Raw genomic sequence first — 25,599 nt, 5'->3', positions numbered from 1 at the left:
GAGAGATATATTCTCTACAGCTAGGACTGGTCGCCCTTCAAAAGGGTTCTCGAACAACTGATAAAAATCATATTATGGTCATTTGACTGGTAAGAAACGCCAAAACCGGCCGTTGGCTGACGTGTCGACTAGTCGGTTGACCGGCTCAGCGCAGCGATAGTTACCGAGGCTGAGTTGCGCCCTGATGCAGATGAACGCCTAGAAATTGGCGGGCGTATTGGCGCTGACGATCTCGGCTTCGTCCTGACCGATGTTGCGGAAGCGATGCGGGAGCGTGGTCGGGAAGTAATAGCCGTCTCCAGGACCGAGGATGTTGACCTGACCATTGATGGTCAGCTCCACAGTGCCTCGCGTGACCAGCCCGCACTCCTCGCCTTCGCTATGCACGATGGGCTCTTCGCCGGAGTCTGCACCGGGCGCGTACTGCTCGCGCAGAAAACGCATCTGACGGCTCGGCAACGTTGCGCCGACGAGCAGCAGCCGCACACCGTTACGGCCCAGATCAGGCTGATCACCTGCCCGGAAGACATACTGATCCTGCCCCGGAGGCTGATCAAAGGTGAAGAAATCCGCCAGAGTCATAGGGATCCCTTCGAGCAGCTTCTTCAATGAGCTGATCGAGGGGCTGACGCGGTTTTGCTCAATCAGGGAAATCGTCGCATTGGTCACACCACTGCGTCTGGCGAGTTCGCGTTGCGACAGCTTGTAGCTTTCACGCACCAGCTTGAGTCGTGCTCCCGTATCCATAGTGGCCTTATGCGAAAGATATCCGATGAATAAAGCAAAGCCCCGACGCAACGGATCTTCCATTTCGCGAGGCGGCAAAGCCGGATATTAAATCACGTTTGCCGGCAACACTCAGCCGCTGATCGCGTCATCACGACGCCGGGCATAAGCCTGACAGGCCTCGCGAAACGCGGTGAACAGCCTCATCGATACTGGGTTTTCCCTGAACTCCCATTCCGGGTGCCACTGCACACCGAGTACAAAACCCGGCGCATCGGGCAGTGAAACCGCTTCTACCAGCCCGTCAGGTGCCAGCGCTTCCGCGCGCAAGTCCGATGCGAGATGGTCAATGCCCTGACTGTGCAGACTGTTGACCTCGAACCCCGGTGCCAGACCGAGCGACTCCAGCAGGCCGCCCTTCTGCACCTGCACCGGGTGCTGCGGTGCGTACTGGACTGACAGCAACTCGCTCTGCGGCTCGCGGTGATCAAGATAGTCAGGCAAGTCCTGCACTCGCTGATGCAGGCTGCCACCCAGGGCGACGTTCAACTCCTGAAAACCCCGGCAGATGCACAACACTGGTACGCCTCGAGCAATGGCAGCCCTGAGCAGCGGCAACGTCATCCGATCCCGAAACACATCGTGTGCAGTGCCTTCCAGGCTCGGAGCGCCCTGATAATGGTGAGGTTCGACATTTGAAGGTGATCCGGTAAACAGCAATCCGTCGAGCGAAGCCAGAAGTTGTGCAGGCTCCGTGGGCTCGTCCAGCGCAGGGAGGATGACCGGGATACCCGCGAAAGCGGCAGCCTCGACATATTTATCGCCTGCGGTATGAGACGAGTACTTGCCCAACTGCTGGCGGCAAGCGGTGACACCGATCAAAGGAAGTCGTGACATGGTTGAATCCTTGGCAAAAGCAGGGAGCAGACAGCACCGATACAGCTATCCGGAAAATATGGAAGCAGTCTAGGATAGTCACTTGTGCAACAGACATGGGCATTCTGGCAAGGAAACATTGCAGCCATGCAATATGAAATTAATCATGCAGACCTTTCACTGGTGCTGGCGCTGGTTCGTGGCCGTACGCTGGCACGCGCTGCAGAGCTCCTGCACGTTGATATCTCCACGGTATTTCGCTCAATCCGCCGTCTCGAGACGGCTCTCGGTGCAGCCCTTTTTGAAAAGAATCGGCGAGGCTACATTCCGACCGACACCGCTCAGGCCATGGCCGAGCAGGCAGAGCAGGCCGAGATGGCTCTCAGCGCAGCTCGGGTGGCCTTACAGCAAGGCGAACACGTGGTCAGCGGCACCGTGCGCCTGACCTGTACCGATGCCGTACTGCACAGTCTGCTGCTGCCAGCGCTTGCGACGTTCATGCCGCAGTACCCTGCACTCACCCTGGAGCTGGCGACGTCCAATGCCTTCGCCAACCTCAGTCGCCGGGATGCCGACATTGCGCTTCGCCTGACCAACACGCCACCCGAGCATCTGATCGGGCGCTGCCTGGGACGTGCCGAATACGTCGTTTGCGGTCGTCCTGACTACCGTGAGGCACAGGAGCAGAACCCGGCCTCGGTGCCCTGGATCAGCCCGGACGATTCAATGCCGGACCACACCTCAGTGATCTGGCGTAAACAGGCATTCCCTGCGGTGATACCGCGCTACCGCTGTAGTAGCATGTCGGCCGTATCCCAGTTGGTCACTGCGGGGCTGGGAGTAGCAGCCTTGACGGATTTCACAGTCAGAGGCCTGACGGGTGTGGAGCGCCTCAGCGAACCGCTGGCGGGCTGCAGCACCGACCTGTGGCTGCTGACACGTCCCGACTGTCGGGCACTGCGCTCTGTCCAGACCCTGCTGGAGGCGTTGGCGCCTTTACTGCGAGCGGCATTGACGATCGACAAAACCGTCTGACAGGCGCTCTGTGGATCCATTAAATAATAGTTAACTAAATTAATCATTGGATTAATGCCTGTCCTGTGGCATTAATGATCCTGAGGAAAACAAGTGCGCAATTCTGTGGATCCATAAGACCTATAAGCAAACCGTGGAGAACCGTCATGCACCCAAAAAATGCCTGGTATGTCGCCTGTACTGCCGATGAAGTCACCGACAAGCCGCTGGGCCGGCAGATATGCAACGAGAAGATGGCGTTCTACCGCGATCAGAATCAGCAGATCGTTGCCGTCGAAGATTTCTGCCCGCACCGTGGCGCTCCGCTCTCGCTGGGGTATGTCGAGAACGGTCAACTGGTGTGTGGTTACCACGGCCTGGTGATGGGCAGCGATGGCAAGACGGTGTCGATGCCAAGCCAGCGGGTTCGGGGTTTTCCTTGTAACAAGACTTTTGCAGCCGTCGAGCGCTACGGTTTCATATGGGTATGGCCGGGTGACAGGGAAAAAGCGGACCCTGCACTGATCCATCATCTGGAATGGGCGGTCAGTGATGAATGGGTCTATGGCGGCGGTCTGTTTCACATCCAGTGCGACTACCGCCTGATGATCGACAACCTGATGGACCTTACGCACGAAACCTACGTGCATGCCTCAAGCATCGGCCAGAAGGAGATCGACGAAGCGCCGCCCGTCACCACCGTCGAAGGCGAAGAAGTCGTCACTGCGCGCCATATGGAAAACATCATGCCGCCGCCATTCTGGCAAATGGCCTTGCGCGGTAATAATCTTGCGGATGACGTGCCGGTAGATCGCTGGCAGATCTGTCGCTTCACCCCGCCCAGCCATGTATTGATCGAAGTCGGCGTCGCCCATGCTGGCAAGGGTGGCTATGAAGCACCCCAGGAATTCAAGGCGTCGAGCATCGTCGTCGACTTCATCACGCCCGAAACCGACACATCCATCTGGTATTTCTGGGGGATGGCGCGCAATTTCAATCCAGCTGATGAGTCGCTGACAGCCACCATCCGCGAAGGTCAGCGCAAGATTTTCAGCGAAGACCTGGAAATGCTCGAGCGCCAGCAACAGAACCTGCTGCAGCACCCCCATCGCAACCTGCTCAAGCTCAACATTGATGCCGGTGGCGTGCAGTCACGCAAAATTCTGGAACGCCTGATCGCCGCCGAGCGGGCCAGCCCTGGCGAACAGATCCCGGTCATGGCCACGAAGTGACGTTCAAAACCCCAGCCAGACGCTTTGAGAACAATCAGAAGTGACCCTGCAGCGGTCACCCGAGGAAACATCATGATCGACGTGACGGTGTCATCACGCAATGACGAAGCGCTGGATATCTGCAGCTTTGAACTGGTGCGTACCGATGGGCAGCCACTACCGCCCTTCACGGCCGGCGCGCACATCGACGTCCACCTGCCTGATGGTCTGATCAGGCAATATTCGCTGTGCAACGCCCCGAACGAGCGCCATCGATACCTGATCGGCGTGCTCAACGACCCGGCCTCACGCGGTGGTTCGCGCAGCCTGCATCAGCAGATCCAGGCAGGCGCGCAGTTACGCATCAGCGAACCGCGCAACCTCTTCCCCCTGGCCGAGAACAGCCGTCGTAGCCTGCTGTTTGGTGGCGGCATCGGTATCACGCCGATCCTCTGCATGGCGGAACAACTGGACCTGGACGGCGCCGACTTTGAGCTGCACTATTGCGTGCGTTCTGCCGAACGAGGGGCTTTTATCGAGCGTCTGAAGCAGTCGCGTTTCGCCGACCGGGTAACGCTGCACCTCGATGAGCAACCGGGCACTGCACTGAACGCAGCCCAAGTGCTGGCTACCCCAAAACCCGACTGTCATCTGTACGTCTGCGGACCGGGTGGGTTCATGCAGCACATCCTCGACAGCGCGCGCAGTGCGGGGTGGTCCGAGGACAATTTGCATCGCGAGTATTTTTCCGCCGAGCCGGTAGACACCAGCAACGACGACAGCTTCTCGATCGAGATCGCCAGCACCGGTCAAGTCATCGCTATTCCGGCCAACAAGACTGTGGCTCAGGTGCTTGAAAGCCACGGCATCGATATTCCGCTGTCCTGCGAGCAAGGCGTTTGCGGGACTTGCCTGACGCGGGTATTGAAAGGCATCCCCGACCATCGGGACCTGTTTCTGACCGAGGACGAGCAAGCGCTCAACGACCAGTTCACGCCCTGCTGCTCGCGCTCCAGGACGCCTCTGCTGGTCATCGACCTCTGATCAGTCGGAGGGTTGAATGACCTTCATGCGCTCGGGCACGCAGGTACCGAAAATCTCGGCATAGCGCAAGGTCGCATTGGCGTGCTCACGCATGATCGCCTCAGCGCGGGCACTTTGGCCGTTGATAAGCGCATCGACCACAGCATGATGCTGCATGTGGGCGAAATTGAAGCGTCGGTACTCGCGAATCAGGTTATTGCGATCAACTGCCAGTGCCGTGACCGACGCAAAAGGCAGATGATCGTTACGCGCCAGCGCATCGGCAATAGCCCGGTTGCCACTACCTTCCACAATCACCCGATGCAGACGCATGTTCAGGTCATGATAAACCTCAAGGTCATCTTCGGTGACGTGGCCTTTCTCGAACAGCGAATCGCCTAGATCCAGGCACGCCTGAAGCTCGTCACGGGCTTGCGGGGTCAACCCACGCTCGGCCAGTTGCCGAGCCGCCAGCCCTTCAAGCACTCCACGCACATCTACCGCGCCGGCGATTTCCTGTGGGCTGATCGAACGTACCTGAAAGCCCCGCCCGCCAAAGGGCACCAGCAAGCCCTCCTGTTCCAGCGTACGAAAGGCCATGCGCACCGGCATGCGTGAAACACCGAACAGTTGCGCAGTCGGCACTTCCATCAAGCGCTCACCGGCCGCCAGTTCGCCTGATGCAATCATTTTGCGCAGTGCAACGAGAACAGTCTGTCCGGGTTTACTCATGAACAGCATTCCGTGGGCATAGAAAAATGCATATTACCCCACTCGCGCGATGCTGAATGGCTCAGGCGCAATAGATCAGATGGGGCACGAAGCTGCGTAACCAAATGTGCGCTCGTCATCCGGCGTTTCAATCCACACCAGTGTCTCGGCGAACGTTATCGGCGGGCTGTAGAAATAGCCTTGTACCATCGTGCAGCCCAGGCTCGTCAGCGCGTTCAGCTCGTCCTGCGTCTCGACCCCCTCGATCACGCAACCCAGTGACATGTCCAGGCTCAGGGCTACCAGCGACTTGACGATCTTATAACTGGCCGGATTGTCATGCACGCCGGTCACAAAACTGCGATCAATCTTCAGTTTGGTCAGCGCCAGGGCGTGCAGCTGGCTAAGACTGGAGTAACCGGTGCCAAAGTCGTCAAGGGAGATCCCGCACCCCAACTGGCGAAACCGGGCAATCGCTTGTTGAACCTGGTTAATGTCCTGCATGACGGCCGTTTCAGTGATTTCCAGATCAAGGCGCGACGCGTCAAAACCGCTGTTTTCAATGATCTCGACAATTTTATTGACGCTTTCCCAGGTCGCGCAGTCATGGGCCGACAGATTGAACGACAGCTTGATCGGCGATGGCCAGGACAATGCTCGCTGCAGTGCATGCGTCAGCAAAGGTACGGTCAGCTTGTTGATCATGCCGATCCGCTCGGCAATCGGAATGAAATGCGCAGGAGATACTGCGCCGAGTTCAGGACTGTTCCAGCGTGCCAGCGCTTCGAAAGCCACTGTTTCACGTGTGCAACTTTCAATGATCGGCTGAAACAGGACGTGAAACTCCGTCTCCAGATTCGCCCGCCGCAATGCCTGCTCGGTTACGCCATCGGTATGCAGCTGTTTACGGTGACCGGCCGAAAAAAGGCAAGTGGACCCGGGGTTGTGGTTCTTGCCTTGGTAAAGGGCGTAATCGGCATATTCAAACAGCTGGGTGGCATTGTCGGCGGTGGCTGGAAACGTCGCGAAACCGAGGGTCGCGCCGATCTGGATCGGGATTTCCGACAGCTCGAAGCTTTCATGCATCAATGTGCAAAGGTGCTTGCCGAACATCAGCAACGCCTCGTTACTGATGTCGCCCTTGATGACTAGCGCGAATTCGTCACCGCCCAGCCGCGACACATGCACTGTATCGCTGGCAGCGCTGCTCAGCCGTTCGGCGACCAGCATCAGCAGCCGATCACCGATACGATGGCCATACAGGTCGTTGACCGGCTTGAACCCGTCCAGATCCAGCACACCCACCGCAAGCCCGCTGCGCTGCAGCAGTGCCTCGTTCATCGCCGTATCCAGTGTCTGGAAAAACTGCCGACGATTGGGCAAGCCGGTCAGGCTATCCTGATTGGCCAGCAACAGGTTCTCGTTGCTCAGCTGTTCAGTCCTGACCTGGACGTTCACCAGGCTGGTGAAGTCGCGGTACTGATAGCGAAGAATGATCAGCATACCGATAGACACCAGCACGATATTCGCCGCAGTGGCGATAAACGTGATGTTGTGCGTCGAAGCAAAGAAAATAACGAACGCTGTATTGACGATCACCGCGGTGGTCAAGGCTGCAGATTGCAAATGCATCATGCAGAAAATGCACACAATCACGGTAATACCCATGAAAAACGCCACGTGCGCCTGGGTATAGGAGTCGCCATAGGGGTACAGCGCCAAGGACCATCCCGCGAAGGCGGCGGCGATGATACCTGCCAGCCCATTGGTACCGCGCAACGTCGCCAGAATCGTGCTTGAAGCTGGCGGCGGCTTGTTTACCGAAAGCAGCCACTTGCGCGCGCGAATGCCGCACCCGATGGTGAGGACTGTCGGCACCAGCAACGTCAGCCAAATCGGAGCAGTCGCCCAATGGGTAAAGGCAAGCGCCCAGGTATTGACCAACAGCACGAAGTACATCAGCGGCAGTTGTCGGGACAAAGCGACGTATTGGGCTTGCAAAAGCCGGGGATTATCGGAAGGCACGGACATCAGGGTACGCAAGGCACCCGGTAGTTTTTTCAGCATCGCAAGGCTTCTCTGTCACTACAGTCAAAGCGCACGTGGCTTGCTGCTCATCATGCGAGCAGGGTTGTAACCTGCTCACCTGTAATGCTCTCGGCAGCGGTGATTAATTCTTTACAGTAAAACCGAACCGCGCATCGGTTTGAGTGAAACAGACAGGCCACAGTGCGCCAGCCACCGCGACAAGACATCCTGCAGACGCTTTGTGATGAATCTTCAAGTCACGCTCAGTTCGCCGCCACCTGGGCACGATCAGCCTGCATCACCAGCGACTTCAGCGACACATCGAACTGCTTCAATGCACTGACCTGAAGTTCACGCTGCTGCTTGATCTGTGCAGCAATCTCGGGCGCAGCCTTGCCCTGCACCCAGACTGATGTGATGTCCTTCACCACCTCGCCTTCTGCCTTGCCAATGTACTGCAGGTTGTTGTCGTAAAACCGGGCCATGAAACGCGCTTCGACCTGACTGTTGCGTTTGCTTACCAGCCGGTTATAGGTGTCGAGCATCACTACGACGTCCGGGCGCGCCAGCATCAGTGCGTCAAGGTTGTCGTAGACCGTTACGGAAGCGAACTCTTTGCTCAGAGACCCCACCAGCCAGTCTGTCGCCAGCTTGGGGTCTGAACTGCTGATAAATGCATTGCGGATACGTGAATCGAGCGCCTGGTTTTTCCCGCTCCCGAGCGCGATCGAATGGTAGTTGTTCAGATACTGCAGGTTGGTGAGGGTGTTTTCGCTGTACAGCACACCCACTGTCTGTGTGTGCCGAAGACTGGCGGCGCTGTCGGCGACGGGCGCGAAGTGGCAGGACTGTTCGGAGGCTGGAGTGGCGGACGAGACGGCAGCGCTGGCGGGTGCCGAAAATACGCTAGCGGTTGTCAACACAGCAGCAAGCGTCAACAGATTGAACATTCTCATCGCGTCGTCTCCCTTGGAGCAAGTGGCTATGACGCCATCCTCCTCCTTTGCCGGAAAAACAGAACTTGCCTTGCTTGATGATGACTATCGACTGAACAAATGATAGTCGACGCCGGCCAGCTGCACCTTGTTTCAGGCATGTTTTTAATAAGACCTTACTGCGGTGCGGATCGCTTCAAGCAGCATTCTGCAAGCCGGGTTGTCGTTGTCTGAACGCCAGACCAGATGCAACTCGCTCTGCACCCCCTCACCCAGGTCGATGTCACGAAACACAACGTCCTTGAACACCACGTTGGTCGCGCATCGCGGCACCAGCGCCAGCCCCATGCCGGCATTGACCAGCGCCAGAATGGTCAGTGATGATCCAAGCCACTGGACATACTCCGGCGCCACCTGCGCCGAACGAAACATGCCGGTCAGCAGTTCGTTGAATGGCGGGTAAGCAGAGTGCGAGTACATCAGAAAAGGAACGCCATCGAGGTCAGCCACACCTACGTTGTCCTCGCTAGCCAGCGGATGCTTGCCCGGCACCGCAAGCACAAAAGGCTCGCGCACCAGGCATTCGCTCTCGTAACCAGGCTGGAACAGCGGCGCCCGAACGATACCCAGATCAATGCGCCGAGCCCTCAGTGCTTCATGCTGCTGACAGGTGTTCATTTCAGTCAGGGAAATCTTCACCTGCGGCTGGTTTAACCGAGCCTCTGCAATCACCTTGGGCAGAAACTCATACACCGCGCTCCCCACGAAACTGATGGTCACCGACCCGATGTCACCTTCCGCGAAACGTCGAGCGGCAATGGCCGCTTGCTGCGCCCTCTCCAGCAGCGTCTGAGCCTCTATGAAAAAAGCCCGACCTGCGGCGGTGAGTGCCACGCTACGGGTACTGCGGGTGAACAGCTCGACACCAAGATTGTGTTCCAGCAACTGGATCTGTCGACTCAGCGGTGGTTGGGTCATGTTGAGTCGTTCGGCGGCGCGCCGAAAATTCAGCTCTGTCGCCACGGTGGTGAAACAGCGCAATTGCGAAAGCTCGAACATTGATCCAATCCAGGTATCAATCAAGTCAATAACTAGATTAGACGGGAATAATCCGCACGTCCATGATTGACTCATCCCTCAAAAAAACAATGAATGGGAGTCATCGCTTGAATACCACCCCTCACACCACGGATGTCACGGTGCTCGCGCGTGCCGCTTCCAAGGTGAAACGCCATGTATTGCCACTGTTTGTGGTGATGTTCATCGTCAACTACATCGACCGGGTCAACATCGGCTTTGTGCGCAGCCATCTGGAAACCGATCTGGGTATAGGCGCCGCAGCGTACGGGTTGGGTGCCGGTTTGTTCTTTGTTGGTTATGCGCTGTTCGAAGTGCCTTCCAACCTGTTGCTGCAGCGCTACGGCGCCCGCGCCTGGCTGACGCGCATCATGTTCACCTGGGGCGCGGCGGCGATGGCCATGGCATTCGTGCAGGGCGAAACCAGCTTCTATGTGCTGCGCTTTATCCTTGGCGCGGCTGAAGCGGGCTTCTTTCCAGGCATCATTTATTACTTCACTCAGTGGCTACCTTCAAGCGATCGTGGCAAGGCAATGGCGCTGTTTCTCAGTGGCTCGGCGATTGCTTCGGTGATCTCCGGTCCGGTATCCGGAGCGTTGCTGAGCGTAGAAGGGTTGAACCTGCACGGCTGGCAATGGATGTTCCTGATCGAGGGCTTTGCATCCATCGCCCTGTGTGGCTTCGTGTGGTTCTGGTTACAGTCGCATCCGCACCAGGCAACCTGGCTCAGCGCTGAAGAAAAAACTGCGCTGGTCAACGCCATTGCCGAAGAACAGCGGCTTCGCGAAGCCGCACAGACGGTAAAGCCTTCGGTATTCCGCTTGCTGGCCGACCGGCAGATTCTGTTGTTTTGCTTTATCTACTTTTCGGTAGCGCTGACCATCTACGGCGCGACATTCTGGCTACCTAGCATGATCCGTAAGATGGGCAGCTTCAGCGACTTCGAGGTAGGGCTGTTCAACTCGGTGCCTTGGATCATCTCGATTGTCGCCATGTACGGTTTTGCCGCCCTTGCCGCGCGTTTCAAACATCAGCAGGCGTGGGTCGCCGTGACGCTGGTCATCGCTTCTGTCGGCATGTTCATGTCGACCATTGGCGGTCCGGTTTTCGCTTTCGTCGCCATCTGTTTCGCAGCCATCGGCTTCAAAGCTGCGTCGGCACTGTTCTGGCCAATTCCTCAGGGATACCTCGATGCACGCATCGCTGCAGCGGTGATCGCACTGATCAACTCCATCGGTAACCTTGGCGGCTTCGTGGCACCCACCACATTCGGCTTCCTCGAGCAGACCACTGGTTCCATACAGGGTGGTTTGTACGGCCTTGCTGCCACATCGCTGCTGGCCGCCATCGTGATTTTCTTCGCCCGCACCACTCCGCGCGGTGACAGACGCCCATCCGACGTCGAGCACGCCCCGCTGCATCGCAAGGGCACGCTTGGCACCCCTTCCAGCCTAAAACCCTGAACCCTCGGGAGACAGTCCTTTGAAAATCACACGTGTGACCGTGACCCCTATCGCCTTTCGTGACCCGCCGCTGCTTAACGCCAGCGGCATCCACGAGCCTTTCGCGCTGCGTTCGATCATCGAGGTCGAAACCGACAACGGCTACATAGGCCTTGGCGAAAGCTACGGCGATGCTCCGGCGCTGGCAATTCAACAACAGGTGCAGAAGCAGCTGATCGGTGTCGACCCGTTCAATCTCAATCTATTGCGCAGTATCGTTCAGGCGACCGTTGCCGCACACAAGCCCGTCAGTCTGGCAGGTGCCGAGCTGGCGCCGGGCTCACACGCCAGCAAAGCAGTCAGCAACGCCTATTCCGCGTTCGAGGTGGCCTTTTTGGACGTGCAGGCACGCTCCATGAACCTGCCTCTGGTAGACCTGCTTGGTGGCGCGATTCGCGACCGGATTCCCTTCAGCGCCTACCTGTTCTTCAAGTATGCGCAGCATGCCGATGCGCCTTACGCGCCAGACAGCTGGGGTGAAGCACTGAACGAGGAACAGATCGTCGCGCAGGCCAGACGCATGATCAAAGCCTATGGTTTCAAAAGCATCAAACTCAAGGCCGGCGCGCTGGACCCAGAACATGAAGTGTCCTGCATCAAGGCGTTGAAAAAAGCCTTCCCCGGCTACCCGTTGCGCATCGACCCCAATGGCAACTGGTCGCTGGAAACTTCGATCCGCATGGCCGAATTGCTGGGTGATGACCTTCAATACTACGAAGACCCTACGCCGGGCCTGGACGGTATGTCCGAACTGCACAAACGCACCGGCCTGCCGCTGGCGACCAACATGGTTGTGACCGATTTCGACGAGTTCCGCCGCAGCGTGGCCCTCGACAGCGTGCAGATCGTGCTCGCCGACCACCATTACTGGGGCGGCCTGCGCGACACTCAGACGCTGGCGAAGATGTGCGACACCTTTGGCCTCGGCGTGTCGATGCACTCAAACTCGCATCTGGGCATCAGCCTCATGGCGATGGCCCACGTGGCCGCGTCGGTGCCCAACCTGGATTACGCCTGTGACACCCACTACCCGTGGCAGGAGCCGGACGAAGAAGTCATCAAGGGCGGAAAGCTGCCGATTGTCGACGGCTGCGTCAGCATCACCCGGGCACCCGGCCTCGGGCTGGAGCTGGATTACGACCAGCTCGGCAGGCTCAACGACCAGTACCACAGCTGCGGGATTCGTCAGCGCGATGATGTAAAACAGATGCAGAAGTACAAACCGGAATGGAAGGCGGTCAAACCGAGGTATTGAGAACCCCCGATCCGGCTCAGTCCGTGCTTTGAGCAGAATGGGCCGTCTGGTCGACGCCCGGTTGATCCTGCGGGGCTAATACCTTACGCCACAATGGGCGGCACGCCCGACAGTTGATGGACTTCAGGCTCTCTGATCACAGCCTGAAACATTGCAACGACCTGTCCCGACTCAGTGCGATACCTGATCAAGAAATATTAACTGAGGTGGCGTGGCGAGCAATTCGCCGGCTGCCGCCGAGAACTGCTGATAGTGTGCCGTGGCAACATGCGCATCCAGCGCTGCCTGGTGTTCAAAGCACTCACGCATGTAAAACGTCCCGGCCTCATCGGACTTCTCGAACAGCACGTATTCGATGTTTCCCGGTTCTGATCTGGAGGGTTCCACCAGTGCAAGTAATGCTTCTTTCAATGCAGCCTCCTTGCCCGGCCTGGCTTTCAGGACTGCGATCAAGACGATGGGTTTTACCTGCGTATTCATGTCCAGCTCTCCATTGTTCGGTTCAATTCGGTCCGGTTAATGCGTCGGCGCAGGCGCAGCGCCGACTTTCACGCGCAGCAAGCTATAAGGTTTTTCACGTTTGTCGTGGCCTGAATTGAAACCTGCCTGACGGTGTAACTGGTTGACGATGAAATACAGGTAACCGTCAGGGCCGATCGACAAGGTATCGGGCCATAGCATGCGAGGATCATGTGCCACAGTCTGCCATGCGCCGTTCGACAGGCGTTTGCGAATCGCATTGTGCTCATAGTCACCTGCGTACACAGCGCCCTCTGCATCGGACTCCAGCCCGTCGGAGGCGCCTTTTTCGCCGAGGTCCTGAACAGCAGCTACCAGTTGTTGCTCGGTTACACCGCTGTCGTTCAACAGGTCGGTAGCGACGGAGTACAGGTGGCGGCTGGACAACGGCGAGAAATACAGCGTCTTGCCATCTGCCGACAGTGCTATCCCGTCTGCAGCAACGGTCACTGGTTTGCGCGTGCCATCGGGGCCATCGCCAAGTACGGGCATGCCCTCGACGACAGGTACGAACGCAGGGTCTGCGGAGGTTGCCTTTGCCCCGCTCAAGCGCCGCACAGCCTTGCCGCTGGCGATGTCCATGACAATGATTGCGCCCGGCCCGCTTACCGACGAGTCAGTGACATAGACAGTCCCCTGCGACCCCTTGCGGAAGTCGAAGCGCATGTCGTTGACATAAGTGCTGGGCAAAATCACGTTATCCGGAAAGACCAGTCGCTTGACGATTTTATTGGTGGCCAGGTCTACCGCAACCAGTTTGGCACCGTGCGGACGTGGTGCTGCGAACCCTGGCGCCGCAGTATCCAGCATCCAAACGCGCCCTTTGCCATCAGCGACCACGCTCTGCACGCTGATCAGGCCGTCGGCCGGGTCTTTCGGGTTCTCCTGGTTGACCGCCGAATCCGGGTAGGCGACCACCTTGCCGTCACGAATCTCGCCCACCGTGAATGGCACCTTGTCACCCCAGCGAGGGAAGTTGACGAAGATTCGCCCGGTTTCGGTGACTGTCACGCCAGTCGGCATCGCGTCATAAAACGCATGGACCTGTTCGAGCTTGCCGACGGGTTTATCGGCAGGCGCACTCGCAGGCAATTCGGTGGTGCTCATGCCATAAGCCAGTGAAGTAGTGAGCGTGGCTGCGGAAATCATAGCAATTGCTAAAGAAATGGCTGTTCGATGCATGGGCTCTCCTGATGAGCCAGCCAGAGCTGCTCATCGGTATTTCGGCTCGGCGCACGTGCTTAGCGCAACGTGTCGCCAGCTGGGGTGGGCTACAGGATGGCAAGTATTCTGGCCTTTCCTGTTACAAAGAGAAATGCCGCGAATACGTAAACACTTTCAACGCAACGACGAAGATCAGCCCCCATCGGAACGCGTCGCGTCATCCATCTTCAGACTCGCGCGCTATCGGTCAGCAAGGCGCCAAGACGTTTCGCACTGTACCCGGTGGTTGGTCGCCTGATGATCAAAGCCTCTTTCATGACCGTTGCAAATTGCCCGGCCCTTTAATGACGGTCAACATCAATGCTATATTCTCCTCCTGTCGAACGGCCAGACAACGAGGAAAATACATGAAGGTCACCAAGGCGCAGGCGCAGGCCAACCGCGCTCACATTGTAGAGACCGCATCCGTACAGTTTCGTGAGCGTGGCTTTGACGGTGTGGGAATAGCTGACTTGATGGCAGCCGCAGGCTTTACCCACGGCGGGTTCTACAAGCACTTTGGCTCGAAGTCTGACCTGATGGCAGAGTCGGCCGCCTGCTCTATCCAGCAGACGGTGGAAAAATCGAAGGACATTGAGCCTGCGCAATTCATCGACTACTACCTGTCCCGAAACCACCGGGACAACCCCGGCACCGGCTGCACAATGGCGGCGCTCGGGGGTGATGCCGCGCGTCAGTCGGACGAAGTCAAAGCGACATTTGCCAAAGGTATCGAAAGCATACTCGCCGCAATGCAGACTTCGGACGAACGCACTGATGGCGACACGCTGCAGCAGTCCAGGGCCCAGACCATTGATATGTTTGCCCACGCGATCGGTGCTCTGCTGCTGTCGCGCAGCTGCCCGGACGATTCACCGCTGGCCGATGAAATACTCGAGGTATGTCGCGCGAAAATGCTGGCTCAAGTGACGCCCGCACAGGCCGGTTGAAGGGTTTCCAGCGCTGTGATGAGCAAGCAGGGCGGGACCGCCCTGCCCGCCGATCATTTCAGGAAGCAAACAACTTGCTCAAACACGCCAGCTTCTTCTTGTACGACTTGCGCGCCAGCAAGGCCTCCTCCAGCGTTACGGCAACAAAGCGGGCCTTCTGGTTGGGTTGCATCTGACCGATCAGGTCAAGGTCGGCGCTGATCACGGTGCCGATCATCGCGTAGCCGCCTCCAGACACTGCGTCACGGTGCAAAACGATAGGTTCCAGCCCTGCCGGGACCTGAATAGAGCCGATCGGATAGCAACTGTCGACGATGTTCGAAGGGTCGGAGCCGGCGCCGAACGGTTGTTCCCGTGGCTGGAACGTCAGCGCCCTGCCGCCCTTGAAGCGATAGCCGATGCGGTCCGCCTCCGAGCCGACGGTCCAGGACTCGGAGAAAAAGCTGGTTGCCGCAAACTCGGTCAGGCGCTCGTAATACAACCCCGGCACCACACGCAGATAGACTTCGCCGCCCAGCGACTGGCGCAGCGCCATCGGCAGACTCGCGCCTGCACGGCCCTTGCCGCTGGCGGTGCCCATCGGCAACAGATCGTCTGTCGCCAGCCTGCGCCCCTGAAAACCGCCAAGCGCACCCAGCGTGTAGGTCGAACGACTGCCCAACACCAGCGGCACATCGATCCCGCCCGCGACAGCCAGATAAGTGCGGGCACCATCTTTGGGAAAATCAAAACGCAACACCTGCCCGGCGGTTACAGAAAAAGCAGTGTCATGGTGCATTTCAACGCCGTCCAGGCGCGGAGCCATATGTGCCCCACACACCGCAACCAGAGCGTCGCACTGGAACTCCAGCTCCGGACCGACCAGGGTGCATTCAAGTCCGGCGGCACCGGGCGGATTGCCGACCAGTTGGTTGGCGGCGCTCAGTGCGTACTGGTCCAGAGCACCTGAGGGCGGAATGCCCAAATGGTAATAACCTTCGCGACCAAGGTCCTGAACCGAGGTGGCCAGACCGGGTTTGAGTACCTTGATCATGCCAGCACCTCCTGCAACGATTTCGGATAGCCTGCAGGATCGGCCAGAAACGCATCCAGTGAAAACTCGACGGGACGAATCCGCAGGTCGAAACGCCCGGCCTCCACTTCGGCAACGGCGTGATCATAGGTTTCCCGGTCCACCGATCTGAACTGCACAATGTCGCCCGGCCGGAAAAACACCATGTGTTCTTTCAGGTACGCCAGCCCCTGTTGCGGGTCGTAGATCGGCGCCGGGGTGACGCCGAACATCTGATAACCACCTGCACCACGCACCGAATAGATACAGCCAAAGCAACCGCCATGCCCCAGAGTCAGCTTCGGCGTGTCGGTGCGCGGGCGCAGGTACTTGGGCACCTGCAACTGCCGTTCACGTTCGACCATCTGAAACATGAACGGCAGGCCAGCCACGAATCCCACCATTGACACAAACCACGGCGCGCCGCTGTGTGCGGCGATGAACGCATCCACGTCGGCCAGATTGTTGATGCGCGCAGCGTATTCAAGGTCTGTGGCGCTCGGGTCCTGATGGCGGTCACGAAAACGCATCAGGGTTTCGTGGGTCCAGGGATCGTTGTAGAGCACAGGAATCTCGATGATACGGGTCTGTAAAGTGCGCTCGGCGACCGCGCCGGCTTCGGCCTCCCTTACCGCATTCAGCAGCGCATGTGGTGCGATGCGGTCGGGATCGAAACGGATCTGGAACGAGGCATTCGCCAGGCAAACATCGAGTACGCCATCCAGCGCCAGGCGCTCGACCGCACGGGTTACGGCCAGGCCCTTGAAGAAGGCTTCCAGCGACATGCTGTCACTGACCTCGGCAAAAAGATGTTCATCGGCGCCAAAGCTGTAGCGGATCGGATCGGCCATGTCTGTTCCTTTTTGGAATCGTTGTAGAAAGGCAGGCAAAGATCGTAATGGCGGCCCGGGAATCTTTGTTCCCGGTGCCGCATGCTGGCTAACGCGGCTTACGCACGTCTATCCCAGCATTATCCAGCGCTTCACGGGTTGCCTGTGCGAGGGCCAGGGCGCCCGGAGTGTCGCTGTGCAAACAGATTGAATCGAATTCGATGGCCAGATCCTCGCCTTCGACCGTAAGCACCCGCCCTTGCTGACAGGCGCGAACCACACGTGCCGCGACTTCAGCCGGCTCATGGGTGCGTACGTTGCGGGTAAAGACGATAGAACCGCTGAGGTCGTAAGCACGATCGGCATAGAACTCGCGGACCACCGGCTGACCCAGTTCCTGAGCCACCTTGCAGATCACCGAACCGGGCATGCAGTAAAGCAGCAAATCAGGCTCGAGACGCTGCAGGTTTTGCACCAGCAGCCTGGCGGCCTCTTCATCGCGAGCGAGGTGCATGTACAGCGCGCCGTGAGGTTTGAAATGCTGAAGGGCGACGCCCTGAACCCTGGCCAGTTCGCGCAGTGCGCCAAGTTGGTAAAGCATGTCATCGACCAGTTCCTGCGCTGGCGCGTTGATATGCCGGCGCCCGAAGCCCACCAGATCACGGAAACCTGGGTGTGCGCCGATGGCGACGCCCAGGCGTTTGGCCTGCTCAATGGTTCGACGCATGGTGCCTGGGTCACCGGCATGGAAGCCGGTAGCGATGTTGGCTGAACTGATAAAGGCCATCAGCTCGGTGTCGACACCGTCACCGATGGTCCAGGCGCCGAAGCTTTCACCCATGTCCGAGTTGAAATCCACCTGCATGGTATTTGCTCCTGAGGCTAGGTAGCGGGATGCAAACCACGTTAAATTTTCACTACCCCCTTGGGTAGATCTATTATCAGATACGTTATCTTCTCAAAAACAGATACCTCTCAGACTGGAGTACTTATGTCCCTGACCTTGCGCCAGGTTCGTTATTTCGTCGCCACCGCCGAGATCGGGCAGATATCGCAGGCCGCCATCCATCTCAATATTTCCCAGTCAGCCGTCACCACGGCGATCAAGGAACTGGAGAGCATGCTGGGTTCACTGCTTTTCCAGCGCTCGGCACAAGGCATGAGCCTGACCGAGGCCGGACGACACTTTCTCAACCGTGCTTATGTGATTCTGCGCAGCGTTGATGATGCACTGAACAGCCCTTTGCCCGATGTTCGCGCCAGCGGCGTACTGCGCCTGGCCGCGAGCTATACCGTGATCGGTTACTTTCTGCCGCACCATTTGCAACGGCTCGAGCACTGGCACCCGGACGTCGCCATCAAAGTGCATGAGCAGGAGCGCCAATCGATTGAGCAAGGCTTGCTGGAAGGCCGATTCGATATGGCTGTGGTGCTTACCGCCAACATCACTCACCCGGATATCATCTCGGAAACACTGTTCAACTCGGAACGCCGCTTATGGCTGTCCAGCCACCACCCGCTGTGCCAGCGTGCCTCTGTCAGCCTGGCCGACGTGGCAAACGAGCCCTACATCCTGTTGACCGTTGACGAAGCCGAGCAGAGCGCCATGCGCTACTGGGAGCTGGCTGGCCAACAACCAAACGTTCGTGTGCGCACCAGTTCGGTGGAGGCCGTGCGCAGTATGGTTGCCAACGGCAGCGGCGTGGCGATTCTCTCGGACCTGGTGCATCGCCCATGGTCGCTGGAGGGCAAGCGAATCGAAACGTTGACCGTGACCGACCAGGTAACGCCCATGAGCGTTGGGCTGGCCTGGCACCGCGGGCGCGAATTGAGCCCGGCGATGCAGGCCTTCCGCAACTATTTCCACGACGCGTTTCTGGCTCCTCAACAACTCTCGGCGCGGCGTTGAACGCATCGCGCTATGCCTGATCGGCCTTGGAACGCTTGCCAAGCGGTCCGTGCTGAGCCATCACTTCGCTCACCCAGTCGATAAACACCCGCACCTTGATGCTGACATGCCGATTGGGGGGAAAGGCCACATACATCGGCATGCTGTCCAGCTGCCAATCCTCGAACAACCGGACAAGATCGCCTCGCGCCAGATGCCGTCGAGCCATGTAATCGGGTAGCCAGAGAATGCCCATCCCGGCAAGTCCGGCAGCGATATAGGCGTTGCCGTCATCCACGGCCAGCGTGTAGCGGCCCTGAATATGGACCTGTTCGCCACTGCGGTGCATGGCATAGGGCAGCGCCTTGCCGGTTCGCGCCCACAGATACCCGACAATACGATGTGCCGAATCTCAAGTTACCTGGCTTTACGGTTTTGACTTCGAAATCAAGGTCATCGTCAGGCTGCCGGGATCTGCGGCGCAATAAACCGCTGCTTGAGCCCTTCAGCGGCTGCGGATCGGTACCACGCAGTCGCCCGGATCAACCACCAAAGGCTCTTCGAACTGCTGAAAGAACTGCCCCGAAACAACGTGATCTAGAAACTGCGCCTGGTCTTCGGTGACCCGTTTCACTGGAGCGTAGCCAACGGTATCAGGCACCGTCAGCAATCGTGCCTTGCGCTCATGCGCCACGGCGATGAACGCCCTTTTCTCTTCGTCGGACATTGCTGAAAAGTAGTCGGACAGACCTTCCAGCGAGCGCACTGCCAGATCCTGGTCGAGCTGATCAGCATCCGTGAACATCAAATGCCAGACGAAATCGAAAGATAGCTCAGCGAGGGCACGCATAGACAGGTTCCGTGGTGTTCCAAAGGCGCGAGAGTCGCCCTTCATCATGATTCGGTCAAGCGGTAAAAGATGACATGCATCATGCGCAGTGTTTATGGAGGTATAAACAGGTTTACGCGGACAATCGGTCGCGTTCCGGGAAGGCTCGATACAGAGGGTTCTCGATCAGCAGCGCCATGCCCTGCCCTCCGCCCACACAGGCAGCAGCAATACCGTAACGCAGGTTTTCTTCGCGCAACTGACGGGCCAGGGTCATGACCAGCCGCAGCCCGGTGGCAGCCAGCGGATGGCCGATACCCAGTGAGCCGCCCTGACAATTGAGCCTTTCAATGTCCAGTTCCAGTGTCTGCGCCACGGCCAGCACCTGAGCGGCCTGTGCCTCGTTGATTTCCAGTCGGTCGATATCGTCGAGCGCCAGCCCACTGCGCTGCAACAACAATTGAATGGCCAGCACAGGGCCGATGCCCATGAACTCCGGAGCGACGCCGACCACCGCGCTGGCCAGCAAATGCGCCATGACCGGCCTGTCTGTCTGCGACAGGTGAGCGACGAGCGCCGCGGCCGCGCCGTCGACCACCGCACAGCTATTGCCTGCGGTCTGAACCCCATCGCCATGAATGGCACGTAAACGCGACAACGCTTCAGGGCTGGTTGCGCGCGGGTGACTGTCCTGAGTGACGCTCTCGACCCCGCGCGGCAGCTCTATGCAGCGCGGTTGAAACAGCGCCAGTTCAAAGCATTCATTGCTGATCGGGACAATTTCCGAAAGCCAATGACCGTCGACCTGTGATTGCATGGCTCGCTGATGGCTGAGCAAGGCGTATTCATCCACTGTTTCGCGACTCAACACGTGGCGCCGGGCCAGGTTGTCGGCCGTGGCGATCATGTCCATGGCCGGTGCCGGATCGTAAAGCGCTTCCCAAAGAAAATCCTTGAACTGCACTTCGCCGCCCAATGCGAATCCGTCCCGGTGGGTATACGCAGCAATAGGATTGCGCGACATAGACTCGGCAGCGACGCACAGCGCCATTTGTCCGCCTCCACCCACGTGCAGGGCCGCCTGGCGCAACAACTCAAGGCCCGTGGCGCAGATTAGTTGTACGCCTAGCGCCGGAACGCTCTGTGGCACACCGCTGTACAAACCGATGTGCCTGGGCAGCAGGTACGCATCAAAACTGGCCTGTGCCATCGAGCCGGCCAATACCGTGTCGACCGAGGCTGGCGAGACTGCGGCGCGCGCCAGCACCTCGCGGGCCACCTTGATGCCCAGATCGATGGGCGAAATCTTCGCCAGCGCTCCGCCCAAATCCACCCACGGAGTGCGCACAGCCTCAACGATCGCGACATCGCTGAACGCAGAATACTGACCGCCACCGCTCACCCCTTGGGACCTGCATCAAGCCTGTCGGGGTCTTGGCCGCGATACAGCGCTTCGACTCGGTCTGCTCGCCACTGCAGGACCGCGCGCTGGTTGATCGACCCCTTGTCGGTAATCTCGCCGCGATCGATAGACGCAGGCTCATCGAGCAATGCAATCCATTCCAGCCGACTGGCGTTGCCGTTGGCGCCCTGGTTCAAGCGAGCCAGCCAGCCTGCAAACCACTCTCGTACTGCGGCGCTGGTCAGCACTTCGGCATCAGTTGCCTGTGCGCCCAGGCCGGCCAGTTGCCGACACTCGTGCAGGCGCGGGAACACCAGCGCGCCCAGGCATTCGCGATCCGGCGCGGTAATGACGACATCCTGAACGTACGGCGAGCCTTCCAGCACCGCGCGATTACGCATCGGGCCGACGCTGACAAACACGCCCGAGGACAGCTTGAAGTCTTCGGCCAGACGCCCGTCAAACATCAGCCCCAACTCGGGCGCCGAAGGATCGGCCAGTTTGATCGCATCGCCGGAGCAGTAGAAGCCGTTCTCGTCGAACACCTCGGCAGTCTGCTGCGGCGAGCGCCAGTAGCCCGGCATGATATGGGGGCCGCGAAAACGTCCCTCGAGCTTGCCGTCTACCGGCACCAGACACACTTCGCAACCCGGTGCAGGCAGCCCGATGTAACCGGCCATTGCCAACGGCCCGGTGGTAAACGTACAGGACGGCGCGGCCTCGGTCATGCCGAGCCCGGCCATCATGCGAATTCGTTCGCCACAATGATGCTCGGAAATTCGGTCAAGACGGTCCCAGATGCTCTGCGACAGCCCGGCCGCAGCGAAGAAGAACAGCTTCATGCGCGAAAAGAAGCGCTCACGCAGGTCAGCGTCCTGCTCCAGAGCATTTACCAGCTCTTCCCAGCCTTTGGGTACGGTCAGGTAGGCCGTGGGCGAGATTTCCTTGAGGTTGCGCAACGTTTCGGCAAAACCCTGAGCGGTCGGTTTTCCATTGTCCAGATAGAACGTGCCACCGTTGTACAGGACGATACCGATGTTATGACTGCCGCCAAACGTGTGATTCCAAGGCAACCAGTCCACCAGCACCGGAGGCTCTTCGCCGAACACCGGGAAGGTCTGCAGCAGCATCTGTTGATTGGCGCACAGCATGCGCTGGGTGGTGACCACCGCCTTGGGCAACTTGGTCGAGCCTGAGGTGAAAAGAAACTTGGCGATGCTGTCCGGCCCGCTGGCCATGAATGCAGCTTCGGCTTCGCTGCCGCCTGGCTTTTCGAGCAGGCTGGCAAAGCTCAGCGCGGGTCTGCCACTGAGTTGCCCACGCACCGTGATGATCGGCGTCTGCGCCGGAATAATCGCATCGATAGCGCGCTGGAATGGCGCTGCGTCGCTTACAAATACCAGGCCTGGCTGCAACACATCGCAGACATGGCGCAACTTGGCGAAATCCTGAGACATGATTGAATAGGCCGGCGACACCGGGCAATACGGAATCCCGGCGTACATGGCCCCGAGGGCGATCTGCAGATGTTCGATATCGTTGCCTGACAGCAACGTCAGCGGGCGTTCCGCAGACAGACCGAAAGCCAGCAGGCTTTGGGCAATGGCGCGGACATCAGCCAGCATGTCGGCATAACTGACCTTACGCCAGCCACCCCGGCTGTCGCGGGCAGCGATAAAGGTCTGCTGCGGCCTGACGCTGGCCCAATGCACCAGCCGGTCAAGCAGCCGGTCGGGCAATTGGGCCAGGGGTTCGAGGGCGCGCATGTGCAAGATGCCCTGTTCTTCCCGCACCTCGATGGGCGGGTGACCGATGGAGACCTGACGATAGCGCGGCGAACCGGCTTCACTCTGCAACAACGATGATCTGATATCGGAACTCACGTGCGTTCTCTCCATCAAGGCACACAGACGCCAAACGGCCAGCAGCGGTTCGGGTCGAGCGTGGCAGCGTCGGGCTGCAGCCTTGTTATTGTTGTACCCGGCTTACTGGCGAAACGGCTGTCCGGCAGGCCGTCGTCAGTGCGCAAGGATTCAGATCGGGTAATGCCGAGGCCCGTTTTGCAAGGTCACCCAGCGCAACTGGGTAAAGTGCTCGATCGATGCCTTGCCGCCGAAGCTGCCGTAACCACTGGACTTCACCCCGCCGAAGGGCATTTGTGCCTCGTCATGCACGGTGGGCCCATTGATATGGCACATGCCGGACTCGACACGTTGCGCCAGCGCCAGGGCGCGGCCGGTATCACGGCTGAAGATGGCCGCAGACAGGCCGAACTCGGAATCATTGGCCAATTGCAACAACGCCTCGTCACCCTCCCCGCGAACCACTACCGCCACCGGACCGAAGGACTCTTCGCGATACAGGCGCATGGCGTCCGTCACGCCGTCGAGCAGCGTCGGCTGCAGAATGCTGCCATGCAACTGGCCACCAATCAGCAGCGTTGCCCCCAGATTGACCGCATCGTCGATCAGCGCCTTGATGCGCGTCCCGGCGCTGACGTCCACCAGCGACCCAAGTACCGACTGACTGTCATCCGGATGACCCGCGCGTAAGGTTTCGATCTTGGCCGTCAGCTTCGCCACAAAGCTGTCAGCCACTTTCTGATCGACAATCAACCGCTCGGTGGACATGCAGATTTGCCCCTGATTGAAATAGGCACCAAAAGCTGCCGCTTCCACCGCAGCGTCCAGGTCAGCGTCGTCCAGCACCAGAAACGGCGCCTTGCCACCCAGCTCCAGCAATGCGGGCTTCAGGTGCCGGGCCGAAAGTTCACCGACGATGCGCCCAACGTGGGTCGAGCCGGTGAAATTGACCCGGCGCACTGCAGGATTGGCAATCAGGCGCTCGACAATCGCCGGAGCATCCGCAGGTGCATTGCTGATCACGTTGACCACACCGTCACCCAGCCCGGCGTCCTGCAACACCTGGCCGATCAGGCGATGCACCGCCGGGCTGAGTTCAGACGCCTTGAGCACCACGGTATTGCCGCAGGCAAGCGGCATGGCGATGGCACGTGTAGCCAGAATCACCGGAGCATTCCACGGCGCAATGCCCAGCACCACGCCGCAGGGTTGGCGCAAGGCCATTGCAAAGCTGCCGGGAATATTGGAGGGGATGACATCGCCGGTGATCTGCGTGGTCATCGATGCGGCTTCGCGCAGCATGTTGGCGGCCAGTTGAACGTTGAAGCCGTACCAGTTGGCCATCGCCCCGGTTTCTCCCGCAGCGGCGATGAATTCTTCGCTGCGGGCCTGCATTTGCTCGGCAGCCTTGAGCAGGCGCGCACGCCGTTCACTGGGCGCCAGCGCCGCCCAGCCAGGAAACGCGGCCTGGGCAGCAGCAACGGCTGCGTCCGCGTCTTCCAGCGTCGCTGCGGCGACTCGCGAAACCACTTCGCCTGTCACCGGGTTGCAGCGTTCAAAAGTACGACCTTCACGGGCGGGGCACGACTGGCCGCCGATCAGCAGGGGCACGTCCAGCATGGTGATTCCTCTTTATTATTGTTGAAGTGCAGCTTCAGGCTTTGAGCTGCAAGCCCAAAGCCTGGCAGCGAGAGGCCAGCAGTTAACGCTTATAGGCTTCAAGCCCCGGCTTGATGCTTTTGTCGTCGAGGAATTGCTTCATACCCTGCTCGCGCCCGCCTTCCTTGTCCAGCAGGCGGGACTGATCGAGCTTCGCATACAGATAGTCTTCGTTCTGCTCCCAGGTCAGTTCGCGGCAGCGCTTGAAGCCATGTTTCGCGGCGCGCAATACCACCGGGTTCTTTTCCAGCAGATTGAGGGCCAGATCAATCGTCACCTGGCGCAATTGCGCCAATGGCACGCTTTCGTTTACCAGGCCCATTTCAGCGGCTTTCTTACCGTCGAAGGTCTTGCCGGTCATGATGTAATACAGCGATTGCCGATGGCCCACGGTGTCAGCCATAGCCTTGCTGACCAGATTGCCTGGCGGTATGCCCCAGTTGATTTCCGACAGCCCGAAGGTTGCCTCGTCGGCACAGATTGCCAGGTCGCAGGCCACCAGCGGGCTGAAACCGCCGCCGAAACACCAGCCATTGACCATCGCAATGGTGGGCTTGGCGTACATGCGCAGCATTTTCCATTGCCACTGGGACGCTTCGCGACGAATCTTTTCCTGAAGAATTTCCGGCCCCGCATCTACCTCGCGGAAATACTCCTTAAGGTCCATGCCTGCAGTCCAGGCCTCGCCAGCGCCGGTCAGCACCAACACGCCTGCTTCAGGATCCTGTTCGAGCGTCTCCAGCACATCAATCATTTCCCGATTCAGGGTCGGGCTCATGGCGTTGCGCTTTTCAGGGCGGTTGAGGATGACCCAGGCGATGCCCTGCTCCATCTCGACCTTGACGGTTGTCCAGCGACCTTCGTACTTGCTCATGGCGTGCTCTCTTGTTCTGGATCAGTAGATGACTCAAAGCTAAACCGCAAATATAGTTATGTCAATTAACCATTAATGCAATTAATCACTATTTTGGCACTCCGGCAAAACAGGCTGGTCTTAGTCATGACTGCCCCATAGCTATCGGTCGCCAACCTCGGCAAACTGATCGGC

At 58.9% G+C, this 25,599-nt stretch carries 23 protein-coding genes and 1 pseudogene; 7 read left to right on the top strand and 17 right to left on the bottom strand.

Annotation, left to right across the window (positions count from 1 at the left end; translation table 11 throughout):
- Positions 1-198: 198 nt before the first annotated feature.
- Positions 199-747 carry a cupin domain-containing protein gene (locus ALO43_RS24805; protein WP_005886806.1) on the bottom strand — a complete coding sequence of 183 codons (549 nt, stop codon included), beginning with the start codon at positions 745-747 and terminating at the stop codon, positions 199-201.
- A gap of 111 nt (positions 748-858) precedes the next feature.
- Positions 859-1,623 (bottom strand): gamma-glutamyl-gamma-aminobutyrate hydrolase family protein, encoded by a 765-nt coding sequence (locus ALO43_RS24800; RefSeq protein ID WP_024690655.1) that lies wholly within the window; start codon positions 1,621-1,623, stop codon positions 859-861.
- A 126-nt stretch (positions 1,624-1,749) separates the two neighbouring features.
- Between ALO43_RS24800 and ALO43_RS24795 the strand changes: the two genes are divergently transcribed.
- The 3 genes from ALO43_RS24795 (at position 1,750) to ALO43_RS24785 (ending at position 4,871) form a co-directional block, all read left to right on the top strand.
- The gene (locus tag ALO43_RS24795; RefSeq protein ID WP_054998245.1) at positions 1,750-2,637 is read left to right on the top strand and encodes a LysR family transcriptional regulator; all 888 of its coding nucleotides are present in this window, start codon (positions 1,750-1,752) and stop codon (positions 2,635-2,637) included.
- Between the two features lie 146 nt (positions 2,638-2,783).
- Complete coding sequence (locus ALO43_RS24790; protein WP_024670787.1) at positions 2,784-3,848, top strand: aromatic ring-hydroxylating dioxygenase subunit alpha; 1,065 nt, start codon at positions 2,784-2,786, stop codon at positions 3,846-3,848.
- Positions 3,849-3,920: 72 nt separating this feature from the next.
- The gene (locus tag ALO43_RS24785) at positions 3,921-4,871 is read left to right on the top strand and encodes a PDR/VanB family oxidoreductase (RefSeq protein ID WP_024670788.1); all 951 of its coding nucleotides are present in this window, start codon (positions 3,921-3,923) and stop codon (positions 4,869-4,871) included.
- Here the strand turns inward: ALO43_RS24785 and ALO43_RS24780 are convergent, their stop codons facing one another.
- The 4 genes from ALO43_RS24780 to ALO43_RS24765 form a co-directional block, all read right to left on the bottom strand.
- Positions 4,872-5,582, bottom strand: coding sequence for a GntR family transcriptional regulator (locus ALO43_RS24780; protein WP_024670789.1), 711 nt, complete (start codon positions 5,580-5,582; stop codon positions 4,872-4,874).
- A 75-nt stretch (positions 5,583-5,657) separates the two neighbouring features.
- Positions 5,658-7,628 carry a putative bifunctional diguanylate cyclase/phosphodiesterase gene (locus ALO43_RS24775; RefSeq protein WP_005886794.1) on the bottom strand — a complete coding sequence of 657 codons (1,971 nt, stop codon included), beginning with the start codon at positions 7,626-7,628 and terminating at the stop codon, positions 5,658-5,660.
- 224 nt (positions 7,629-7,852) lie between these two features.
- Positions 7,853-8,545, bottom strand: coding sequence for a hypothetical protein (locus ALO43_RS24770; protein ID WP_054998244.1), 693 nt, complete (start codon positions 8,543-8,545; stop codon positions 7,853-7,855).
- Positions 8,546-8,689: 144 nt separating this feature from the next.
- The gene (locus tag ALO43_RS24765; RefSeq protein ID WP_024690659.1) at positions 8,690-9,583 is read right to left on the bottom strand and encodes a LysR family transcriptional regulator; all 894 of its coding nucleotides are present in this window, start codon (positions 9,581-9,583) and stop codon (positions 8,690-8,692) included.
- Positions 9,584-9,723: 140 nt separating this feature from the next.
- Here ALO43_RS24765 and ALO43_RS24760 point away from each other — a divergent pair, with 140 nt between their 5' ends.
- Positions 9,724-11,064: an MFS transporter gene (locus ALO43_RS24760; RefSeq protein WP_024690660.1), complete on the top strand. Its 1,341-nt coding sequence runs from the start codon at positions 9,724-9,726 to the stop codon at positions 11,062-11,064.
- A 19-nt stretch (positions 11,065-11,083) separates the two neighbouring features.
- Positions 11,084-12,358, top strand: a complete 1,275-nt coding sequence (locus tag ALO43_RS24755; RefSeq protein WP_054998243.1) for a glucarate dehydratase family protein — start codon at positions 11,084-11,086, stop codon at positions 12,356-12,358.
- 171 nt (positions 12,359-12,529) lie between these two features.
- Here the strand turns inward: ALO43_RS24755 and ALO43_RS24750 are convergent, their stop codons facing one another.
- Positions 12,530-12,838, bottom strand: a complete 309-nt coding sequence (locus ALO43_RS24750; RefSeq protein WP_054998242.1) for a putative quinol monooxygenase — start codon at positions 12,836-12,838, stop codon at positions 12,530-12,532.
- Positions 12,839-12,874: 36 nt separating this feature from the next.
- On the bottom strand, positions 12,875-14,059 hold the full coding sequence (locus ALO43_RS24745; RefSeq protein WP_053480905.1) for an L-dopachrome tautomerase-related protein: 1,185 nt from the start codon (positions 14,057-14,059) through the stop codon (positions 12,875-12,877).
- Positions 14,060-14,448: 389 nt separating this feature from the next.
- On the opposite strand from ALO43_RS24745, the gene ALO43_RS24740 reads away from it, so the two are divergent.
- Positions 14,449-15,030 carry a TetR/AcrR family transcriptional regulator gene (locus ALO43_RS24740; RefSeq protein ID WP_053480904.1) on the top strand — a complete coding sequence of 194 codons (582 nt, stop codon included), beginning with the start codon at positions 14,449-14,451 and terminating at the stop codon, positions 15,028-15,030.
- A 58-nt stretch (positions 15,031-15,088) separates the two neighbouring features.
- Here the strand turns inward: ALO43_RS24740 and ALO43_RS24735 are convergent, their stop codons facing one another.
- From ALO43_RS24735 to ALO43_RS24725, 3 genes are all read right to left on the bottom strand, one after another.
- Positions 15,089-16,063, bottom strand: coding sequence for a 5-oxoprolinase subunit C family protein (locus ALO43_RS24735; RefSeq protein WP_053480903.1), 975 nt, complete (start codon positions 16,061-16,063; stop codon positions 15,089-15,091).
- Entirely contained in the window at positions 16,060-16,932 is an 873-nt protein-coding gene (locus ALO43_RS24730; RefSeq protein ID WP_054998241.1) for a 5-oxoprolinase subunit B family protein, read from the bottom strand. The genes ALO43_RS24735 and ALO43_RS24730 overlap by 4 nt, the downstream gene beginning before the upstream one ends.
- Positions 16,933-17,020: 88 nt before the next feature.
- A complete protein-coding gene (locus ALO43_RS24725) occupies positions 17,021-17,776 on the bottom strand; it encodes a 5-oxoprolinase subunit PxpA (RefSeq protein ID WP_054998240.1) in 756 nt (251 codons plus the stop codon).
- Between the two features lie 126 nt (positions 17,777-17,902).
- Here ALO43_RS24725 and ALO43_RS24720 point away from each other — a divergent pair, with 126 nt between their 5' ends.
- Positions 17,903-18,820: a LysR family transcriptional regulator gene (locus ALO43_RS24720; protein ID WP_005886769.1), complete on the top strand. Its 918-nt coding sequence runs from the start codon at positions 17,903-17,905 to the stop codon at positions 18,818-18,820.
- A gap of 10 nt (positions 18,821-18,830) precedes the next feature.
- Here ALO43_RS24720 and ALO43_RS24715 read toward each other — a convergent pair.
- From ALO43_RS24715 to ALO43_RS24690, 6 genes and pseudogenes are all read right to left on the bottom strand, one after another.
- A pseudogene (locus ALO43_RS24715) lies at positions 18,831-19,211 on the bottom strand (LysR substrate-binding domain-containing protein); the annotation flags it as partial.
- Positions 19,212-19,304: 93 nt separating this feature from the next.
- Positions 19,305-19,649, bottom strand: a complete 345-nt coding sequence (locus ALO43_RS24710; protein WP_024670075.1) for a hypothetical protein — start codon at positions 19,647-19,649, stop codon at positions 19,305-19,307.
- A gap of 112 nt (positions 19,650-19,761) precedes the next feature.
- Positions 19,762-21,030, bottom strand: coding sequence for a thiolase family protein (locus ALO43_RS24705; RefSeq protein ID WP_054998239.1), 1,269 nt, complete (start codon positions 21,028-21,030; stop codon positions 19,762-19,764).
- Positions 21,027-22,913, bottom strand: coding sequence for a feruloyl-CoA synthase (locus ALO43_RS24700; RefSeq protein ID WP_054998238.1), 1,887 nt, complete (start codon positions 22,911-22,913; stop codon positions 21,027-21,029). The genes ALO43_RS24705 and ALO43_RS24700 overlap by 4 nt, the downstream gene beginning before the upstream one ends.
- 150 nt (positions 22,914-23,063) lie before the next feature.
- A complete protein-coding gene (locus ALO43_RS24695; RefSeq protein ID WP_005886758.1) occupies positions 23,064-24,512 on the bottom strand; it encodes an aldehyde dehydrogenase in 1,449 nt (482 codons plus the stop codon).
- Positions 24,513-24,594: 82 nt separating this feature from the next.
- Positions 24,595-25,425 carry a p-hydroxycinnamoyl CoA hydratase/lyase gene (locus ALO43_RS24690; protein WP_005886755.1) on the bottom strand — a complete coding sequence of 277 codons (831 nt, stop codon included), beginning with the start codon at positions 25,423-25,425 and terminating at the stop codon, positions 24,595-24,597.
- Between the last annotated feature and the right edge of the window lie 174 nt (positions 25,426-25,599).

Origin of the sequence: Pseudomonas tremae (genome assembly GCF_001401155.1) — a bacterium.
Classification (GTDB): Bacteria; Pseudomonadota; Gammaproteobacteria; order Pseudomonadales; family Pseudomonadaceae; genus Aquipseudomonas; species Aquipseudomonas tremae.
The sequence above is the reverse complement of the archived record's forward strand: the minus strand, read 5'-3'. Positions and strand labels throughout refer to the sequence as shown.